Annotated in this window: 5 protein-coding genes; 2 read left to right on the forward strand and 3 right to left on the reverse strand. The window is 70.2% G+C overall.

Annotation, left to right across the window (positions count from 1 at the left end):
- Window positions 1-62: 62 nt before the first annotated feature.
- Window positions 63-3041: a type I DNA topoisomerase gene (gene topA, locus G6024_RS15570; protein ID WP_067711464.1), complete on the reverse strand. Its 2979-nt coding sequence runs from the start codon at window positions 3039-3041 to the stop codon at window positions 63-65.
- A gap of 135 nt (window positions 3042-3176) precedes the next feature.
- On the reverse strand, window positions 3177-4883 hold the full coding sequence (locus tag G6024_RS15575; RefSeq protein ID WP_069388589.1) for an alpha/beta fold hydrolase: 1707 nt from the start codon (window positions 4881-4883) through the stop codon (window positions 3177-3179).
- Between the two features lie 244 nt (window positions 4884-5127).
- On the opposite strand from G6024_RS15575, the gene G6024_RS15580 reads away from it, so the two are divergent.
- Together G6024_RS15580 and G6024_RS15585 are read left to right on the forward strand one after the other, a co-directional pair.
- A complete protein-coding gene (locus tag G6024_RS15580) occupies window positions 5128-7131 on the forward strand; it encodes a 2-oxoacid:acceptor oxidoreductase subunit alpha (RefSeq protein WP_067711455.1) in 2004 nt (667 codons plus the stop codon).
- A 24-nt stretch (window positions 7132-7155) separates the two neighbouring features.
- Window positions 7156-8226: a 2-oxoacid:ferredoxin oxidoreductase subunit beta gene (locus G6024_RS15585; RefSeq protein ID WP_069388588.1), complete on the forward strand. Its 1071-nt coding sequence runs from the start codon at window positions 7156-7158 to the stop codon at window positions 8224-8226.
- Between the two features lie 68 nt (window positions 8227-8294).
- Here G6024_RS15585 and G6024_RS15590 read toward each other — a convergent pair.
- A partial coding sequence (locus G6024_RS15590) for an NRDE family protein (RefSeq protein WP_159149120.1) occupies window positions 8295-8919 on the reverse strand: 625 nt, incomplete at its 5' end.

Genomic DNA, 8919 nt, shown 5'->3' on the forward strand with positions numbered 1-8919 from the left:
GGTGGCAGGCCGGCTCCGTGGCGCTGCGCCCGGCCGACGACCCGGCGCGCTGACCGCGGGCCTCAGCGGCGCGACGCCGCCGTCTTCTTCGCCGGCGACTTGCGGGCCGGAGCCTTCTTCGCGGGCGCCTTCTTCGGCGGCGACTTGGCGCGCCGCTCCGAGAGCAACTCGGAGGCGCGGGCGTCGGTGAGGCTCTCCACGGTGTCGCCCTTGCGCAGGGAGGCGTTGGACTCCCCGTCGGTCACGTACGGGCCGAAGCGACCGTCCTTGACCAACATCTGCTTGCCGGAGACCTCGTCGACCCCCATCTCACGCAGCGCCTTGGGGGCGGCGGCCTGCCGGCCCCGACGCTTGGGCTCGGAGTAGATCTTCACCGCGTCCTCGAGCGTCACCGTGAACACCGCGTCCTCGGAGTCGAGCGTCCGGGAGTCTGTGCCCTTCTTGAGGTACGGCCCGTAGCGACCGAGCTGGGCGGTGATCTCCTCGCCGCTGGTGGGGTCGACGCCCACCACGCGCGGCAGCGACAGGAGCTTGAGCGCGTCCTCCAGCGTCACCGTCGCGGGCTCCATGGACTGCATCAACGACCCGGTCCGGGGCTTCGGCCCGGTGGGGCTGTCGGCCTCCTTCTTCGCCCGGCGGGTCACGGCGGCCTTGGCCTTGGTCGCGGCCTTCTTGGCCTCAGCCTTGGCGTCGTCGTCCTTGGCGGCGGCGATCGCGGCGTCGCGCTCGGCGTCGATCCGCTTCTTCTCCGCATCCGCGTCGGCGAGCACCTTCTTGGCCCAGACCGCCTTCTCGGCGTCGGTGGCCTCGGGGAGCTTCTCGGTGACGTAGGGGCCGTAGCGCCCGTCCTTGACGACGATCTCGTGTCCGGTCTCGGGGTCCACGCCCAGCGGGCGGCCGTCCTGAGGGGTCGAGAAGAGCTTCTCGGCCACCTCGAGTGTGAGCTCGTCCGGGCTCATCCCCTCGGGCAGGTTGGCCCGCTGGGACTCCTCGGCGCCGTCCTCGCCGGCGACCATGCGCTCGAGATACGGACCGTAGCGACCGACCCGGACGTGCACCGGGCGGCCCTCGGAGTCGTCGAACACCCGGATCGAGTTGATGCTGCGGGCGTCGATCGCCTCGAGGTTGACGTCGACGAGGTTCTTCAGCCCCACGGCGTAGTTGGCCTTGTCCTCGTCGCCGGACCCCTCGGTGGCACCGAAGTAGAAGCGCCGCAGCCAATCGTCCCGGTTCTCGCGGCCCTCGGCGATCGCGTCGAGTTCGTCCTCCATCAGCGAGGTGAAGTCGTAGTCGACGAGCCGGCCGAAGTTCTGCTCGAGCAGTCCGACCACGGCGAAGGCGACCCAGCTGGGGACAAGCGCGTTGCCGCGGACGTAGACGTATCCCCGGTCCTGGATGGTGCGGATGATGCTGGCATAGGTCGACGGGCGGCCGATGCCCATCTCCTCCATCGCCTTGACCAGGCTCGCCTCGGTGTAGCGGGCGGGCGGGCTGGTGGTGTGCCCGTCGGGGACCAGGTCGGTACCGGTGAGCTGCTGTCCCTCGTCGAGGCGGGGCAGGCGCCGCTCGGCGTCGTCCGCCATCTGCTTCTCCGAGCCCTCGGCCGGGTCATCGGTCGCCTCGACGTAGGCCTTGAGGAAGCCGGGGAACGTGATGGTGCGGCCCGAGGCGGCGAAGGTGGCGCGCTCGTAGCCGGAGGCGTTGTCGCCGGCGTCACCGCTGATGCGGATGCTGACGGTCGTGCCGCGCGCGTCGGCCATCTGGGAGGCGACCGTGCGCTGCCAGATGAGCTCGTAGAGCCGGTATTCCTCGGCGTCGAGGGCACTGTGGAGCTGCCCGGGGGTGGCGAAGGTCTCGCCGGCGGGCCGGATGGCCTCGTGGGCCTCCTGCGAGTTCTTGACCTTCCGGGTGTACTGCCTCGGCGTGGGTGAGACGTAGTCGCTGCCGTACAGCTCCGTGGCCTGCGCGCGGGCGGCTGCGATGCCGCCCTCGGACAGGGTGGTGGAGTCGGTACGCATGTAGGTGATGTAGCCGTTCTCGTACAGTCGCTGCGCGATCCGCATGGTGCGCTCGGACGTGTACCGCAGCTTGCGGCCGGCCTCCTGCTGGAGGGTGGAGGTCATGAACGGCGCGTAGGGGCGCCGGGTGTACGGCTTGGACTCGACGGAGTCGACGACGAAGTCGGCACCGGTCAGCGCGTCGGCCAGCGCCCGGGCCGCCGGTTCGGCGAGGACGACGGAGTCCTTGGCCGCGCCGGTGGACTTCAGACGCCCGTCCTGGCCGAAGTCGCGGCCCTGCGCGACCCGGGCGCCGTCGACGGCGGAGAGGCGGGCGGTGAAGCTGCGGGGTTCACCGGCGTCCCCGCCGGCGGATCCCTTCGTGGCCAGGGTCGCGGTGATGTCCCAGTAGTCCGCGGCGACGAACGCCATGCGCTCGCGCTCACGCTCGACGATCACGCGGGTGGCCACCGACTGCACGCGGCCAGCGGACAGTCGCGGCATGACCTTCTTCCACAGCACCGGGGAGACCTCGTAGCCGTAGAGACGGTCGAGGATCCGGCGGGTCTCCTGGGCGTCGACGAGGTCGGTGTCGAGCTCGCGCGTGTTCTCGGCGGCGGCGAGGATGGCGGGCTTGGTGATCTCGTGGAACACCATCCGCTTGACCGGCACCTTGGGTTTGAGGACCTCGAGCAGGTGCCAGGCGATCGCCTCGCCCTCACGGTCGGGGTCTGTCGCCAGCAGGAGCTGGTCCACGCCGGCGAGTTCCTTCTTGAGCTCGGCGACCTTCTTCTTCTTGTCGGCGCTGACGACGTAGATGGGCTCGAAGTCGTCGTCCGGGTTCACCCCGAGCCGCGCCCACGGCTCCTTCTTGTACTTGGCCGGGATGTCGGCCGCGCCCTTGGGCAGGTCGCGGATGTGTCCGACCGACGCCTCGACCACGTAGTCGGACCCCAGATAGGGCTGGATCTTACGTGCCTTGGTGGCGGACTCGACGATCACCAGGCTCCGCTTGCCGCCCGATGCTGCCTTCTTGCTCGCCACTGGAGTGCTCCCAACCTGCGCTGATTCCGTCGTCGACGCCCTTCACCGACCACCGGTCCCGGCTACGGTACGCGTGCCGGGGCCCTTCTATAGGAATTCATACCAGGCGGGATGCCCTCCACGAGAACCGTCGAGTCACCCCTCCGGCACCCACGGTGGGCTTCCCGGCGCGGGGCGCGGGGTGTCCAGATACTGCCCGGGTTCCGCCTGACCGGTCTCGAGATACCGCAGGACGATCTCGTCGACCGCCTCGTTGCCGGTGTCGAAATGGCAGTGCACGGTGCCCCGGATCCGGACGAGTGTGCCTCCCGTCGCGTCGGCGGTGGCCGGACCGAACATCCCCGGGGTGTTGGGGTCGTGGTCGGCCTGGAGGATCAGGGGCGGCGCGGCCATCTCGCGTGCCTCGATGCGCGGCGGGACCGCGGAGGGCGGGTAGAGGCAGTATCGGGTCTGCTCGGTCAACGCCCACACGTCCTCGCCGGTGCTACCCGCCGGGTCGCTGCTGCCGATCAGGGCCGGGGCCGCCAGGTTCGTCCGGGGCGGCGCGGTCTCGTTGCAGTTGATGATCTTCAGGTAGGTGGCCTGGTCGGACGTCACCGGGGGCCGGCCGGTGCGCTCCTCGGCCTCCTCCTCGATCCGCTCGTCCAGCTCCTCCGGTGTCTCGACGTCGGGCGCCGTGCCGTGCACCTTCGCCGAGATCGCCCAGGCGATGTCGGGCCAGGCGTCGGGGGACCGGCTGTAGAAGTCGAGGACCCGGAAGTAGCCCACGGCGTCGTCCGGCGTCGAGTCGAACCCGCCGGTGGACGCGACGGCGGCGTTCTCCGCCCGCACCGACCCGGTGTTGAGGGCGTCGAGGGAGCCCGCCGCCAGCGATCCGGTGGGAACCGACCCCGGGGCGTCATCGCCCGGCACGGCGGGGGGCGGAAGGAACCGGCCCGCGGCCGCCCCCTCCGACAGGTCGAGCTCGTGGATCCGCCGGTACACCTTCAGGGCGGTGTCCCCCAACGCGTAGACGTCGTCGTACTCGGCGATCCACGCGAGGACGTAGTCGCGCGCCCGGTGCCGATTCTCCGCCTGCCGCTGGTGGAACTCGTACCACCACGTCTCGGACGGTCCGACCGAGGAGTCCAGCACCATCCGGTCGAGGCTCTGCGGGAACAGGGTCTGGTACATCATCCCGATCGCGGTGCCGTAGGAGTACCCGAGGAAGGAGATGCGCTCCAGGCCCATGCGTTCGCGGACCACCTCGTGGTCGCGCACGACGTTCTCCGTGGTGATGGACCGCACGAACTCCGGGTCGGTGGCCATGCACCGCGCGGCCTGCTCGTTGAGGTCGTCGTCGTCGTCGGGGTCGGAACGGTCCGGGGCCTCCACCTCCGGCCCGGGGAGACACTCGAGCGCGCCCGATCCCGCCAGGCCCCGGGGCTGCACGATCACCAGATCGTGGGTGCGACGGATCTCGTCGACGGCGGAGTCGTCGTCCCTGTCGAGTGCGGTGTACCAGAGGGTGCGGGCGTCGCCTCCCGGCCCGCCGGGGTTGGAGAACAGTGCCCCCTGACGATCGCCCGTGGCGGTGATCCTGCGGACCTCGATCCCCACGGTGCGACCGTCGGGGTCGGCGTGGTCGACGGGGACCGTGACGGAGGCGCACAGGACGTCGGGGCGGGGCAGGCGGTGGAGGACGTCGGCCGCCGACTCCGCGGGGCACGGGGTCCAGGTCACGACGTCAACCCCGGTCAGGGTGGAGGTGGGTGCGGGCGTGGCCGGGGCGACGGGTGGTAGTACGACGACGACGAGGGCTGCGGTCGCGGACGCGACCAGGCGTCGTGAGAAGTGGGGCATGATGACGAGTTTTTCATCTCCGCTGCGTTCCGGGGGGTTTTCCTGCGGGGGGACCGCCCGACTGGCAGCAATAGACAGATCGGTCTAGGGTGAGGGAAGAAGCCACGTCGCCGAACTGGAACCTGTTACAGTCCCGGTCACACGGTCGTGGCCGCGGGCTGCGCCGGAATCGGCGTACCGTCGAGGGCTGAACGGGAGCCGCGACAAGCCTCGATTCATCACGACTTTCTGGAGGTCAGCACCGGTGGGCAACTCGTCCAAGACCAAGCTGGACAAGGTGGTCATCCGCATCGCGGGTGACTCGGGCGACGGCATGCAGCTCGCCGGTGACCAGTTCACCTCCGAAGCCGCCGCCTTCGGCAACGACCTGGCGACCCAGCCCAACTACCCCGCCGAGATCCGGGCCCCACAGGGCACGATCCACGGGGTCTCGAGCTTCCAGATCCAGATCGCGGACTATGACATCCTCACCGCCGGTGACCGTCCCGACGTGCTGGTGGCGATGAATCCGGCGGCGCTCAAGGCCAATATCGAGGACCTGCCCTCGGGCGGCATCCTCATCGTCAACTCCGACGAGTTCACCAAGCGCAACCTCACCAAGGTCGGGTACGAGTCCAACCCCCTGGGGTCGCCGGCCTTCGAGGCGTTCCAGGTGCACGAGGTCGCGATGAGCACCCTGACGATCGGTGCAGTCGAGTCGGTCGACCTCGGCAAGAAGGACGCCGAGCGCTGCAAGAACATGTTCGCCCTGGGGCTGCTCACGTGGATGTACGGGCGCACGGTCGACTCGATCGAGAACTTCCTCAAGGACAAGTTCGGCAAGAAGCCGACCATTCTCGAGGCCAACATCCTCGCCCTGCACGCGGGCTGGAACTACGGCGAGACCACCGAGGCCTTCGCCTCGGAGTACGAGATCGCCCCCGCCAAGCTGCCCGAGGGCCGCTACCGTCAGGTCACCGGCAACACGGCGATGGCCTACGGCCTGGTCACCGCGGGCCGGTCCGCCGACATGCCCGTCTTCCTGGGCACCTACCCCATCACCCCGGCCTCGGACATCCTGCACGAGCTGAGCAAGCTCAAGCAGTTCGACGTCACGACCTTCCAGGCCGAGGACGAGATCGCCGGCGTCGCCGCGGCACTGGGCGCCTCCTACGGAGGAACCCTCGGTGTCACGTCCACCTCCGGTCCCGGTCTGGCCCTCAAGTCCGAGGCCATCGGCCTGGCCGTGATGACCGAGCTGCCGCTGGTGGTCATCGACGTCCAGCGTGGCGGCCCCTCGACGGGCCTGCCGACCAAGACCGAGCAGTCCGACCTGTTGCAGGCCCTGTTCGGGCGCAACGGCGAGTCCCCCGTCGCGGTGATCGCCCCGCAGTCCCCCGCGGACTGCTTCGAGATCGCCCGCGAGGCCGCCCGGATCGCGGTCACCTACCGGACCCCGGTCATCGTGCTGTCCGACGGCGCGATCGCCAACGGCTCCGAGCCGTGGCTGCTGCCCGACGTCGCCGCCCTGCCTGCGATCGACAAGAACTTCGCCACGGCCCCCGAGGCCGAGGGCGAGGGCGACGACGGCAAGCCCGCCTCCGAGTACCTCCCCTACGCCCGTGACCCGGAGACGCTGGCGCGCGACTGGGCCATCCCGGGCGAGCCCGGACTCGAGCACCGCATCGGCGGACTGGAGAAGGCCAACGGCACCGGCAACATCTCCTACACCGCCGACAACCACGACCTCATGACCCGGACCAGGGCCCTGAAGATCGCGCTCATCGACGTGCCCGATCTCGAGGTCGACGACCCGTCCGGTGAGGCCGACGTGCTGGTGGTGGGCTGGGGTTCGTCCTACGGGCCCATCGGCGAGGCCGTACGCCGCGCCCGCGCGAACGGCCACCGCGTGGCCCGCGCCCACGTGCGTCACCTCAACCCGCTGCCGCACAACATCGGTGAGGTGCTCGAGCAGTACCGTCGGATCCTCGTCCCGGAGATGAACCTGGGACAGCTCGCCATGCTGCTCAAGGCCCGCTTCCCCGCCGACATCCAGCCCATCACCAAGGTGCACGGTATGGCGTTCTCGGCCGAGGAGCTGCAGACCGCCATCGAGTCCGAGTTCGCCGGCCGCCTCGCCCACACCGAGCACGACAAGTACCGCCTGGCGCTCGACGGGGTCATCACCACCACCGGCGAGCCCGCGGCCCGCAACCGGCGGATCGGGCACACCGCCACCGGCACCACCACCGCCAACCGAACCCGCTGACCTGCGAGCGAGGAGAGGAACCCCATGACCACCACCGAATCCGGCCTCGTCGGCAGCGCATTGCCGCTCGACGCGTTGGCGTCCGTGCCCAAGACGGATGCTCCGCAGAAGCCCAAGGACTACACCTCCGACCAGGAGGTGCGCTGGTGCCCCGGCTGCGGCGACTACGTCATCCTGGCCACCATCCGCGCCCTGTTGCCCAAGCTCGGGCTCAAGCGCGAGAACATCACCTTCATCTCCGGCATCGGCTGCTCGAGCCGTTTCCCGTACTACCTCGAGACGTACGGGATGCACTCGATCCACGGCCGTGCCCCGGCCATCGCGACCGGCCTGGCCACCGCACGCCCCGACCAGTCGGTCTGGGTCGTCACCGGTGACGGCGACGCCATGTCCATCGGCGGCAACCACCTGATCCACACGCTGCGCCGCAACGTGAACTTGAACATCCTCATGTTCAACAACCGGATCTACGGGCTGACCAAGGGCCAGTACTCGCCCACCTCCGAGCCCGGCAAGGTCACCAAGTCCAGCCCGATGGGCTCGCTGGACCACCCGTTCAACACCCTGTCGCTGGCGATCGGCGCCCAGGGCACCTTCATCGCCCGCGCCCTGGACTCCGACCGCAAGGGCCTGACCGAGGTCCTCGACGCGGCCGCACGCCACCGCGGCACGAGCTTCGTGGAGATCCTGCAGGACTGCCCGATCTTCAACGACGGTTCCTTCGACCTGCTCCGCAAGGAGGACGCCGGCGACCACCTGATCCCGGTGCGCCACGGCGAGAAGATCATCTTCGGTGACGACGGCCAGCACTGCGTCGTGCGCCGCGGTTTCTCCCTCGCGGTGGCCGCGACCGCCGACGTGGACGAGGCCGACATCGTCGTCCACGACGCCCACGCCGACGACCCGACCTACGCCCACGCCCTGGCCAACCTGTCCAGCCAGGACCTCGAGTACACGGTCACCGGCATCATCCGGCAGGTCCGCCGCGACACCTACGACGACCTCGCCCGCGGCCAGGTCGCCGCCGCCAAGGAGACCTCACCCACGGACCTGCAGGCGCTGCTCGACGGCAGCAACACCTGGACCGTCGGCTAGGGCCGAAGGCACCACCCGCGCCGCGTCAGCGGCGTCGGAACCAGCCGCCCGCGGGGGCGGTCACCGGCTCAGATGCGCCTGGTGACCGTCCCCGTGATGCGTCCTCGGGCGTCCCACGTGCGCTCGACCACGTCGGCCACGCCGTGCTGGTCGACGCGCACGGCGGTGGTCGACCGGGTGCCGTACCGCCGGCCGATGCGGACGAACCTCGACGACAGTCGCCACTCGTGCGTCAGCGGCACGCCCGTGCGCGGCATCGTCCACGGTGTCGCCGGGCGACGATCGGCCAACACGTCCAGCAGCGCCCCGGACCAGTCCGGGCCTGTCATGACGTCGGTGCCCATGAGCGCTCTGACGTCGTGGACCGCGCCCACCACCTTCGGCCAGGGGGTGTCCAACGAGGCGTTCGACAGCCCGTGGACGCCGGTGCCGAGCGCAACCGGGCCGCGGGTGGAGCGGTTGGACGCCCACCACATCCGGTCGAGGTCGCCGGCCAGGAGGTTGACGCCCCCGTAGCGATCGAGGTCGTCGACGACGTGGTGGGCGAACTCCGCGACGGGCACCGGCCCGGTGAGCGCGTCGATGGGCAGCTCGCCGCGGGAGGCGGCTGCGGGGAGCACGGGTCCGGGCTCGCGCACGTTGGTCACCGCCGAGAACCGTCCGCCCGGGGCCACCGCGAGCCAGGTCCCGCCC

This window comes from Dietzia maris (assembly GCF_014144855.1).
In the GTDB taxonomy this organism is placed as follows: Bacteria; Actinomycetota; Actinomycetes; order Mycobacteriales; family Mycobacteriaceae; genus Dietzia; species Dietzia kunjamensis.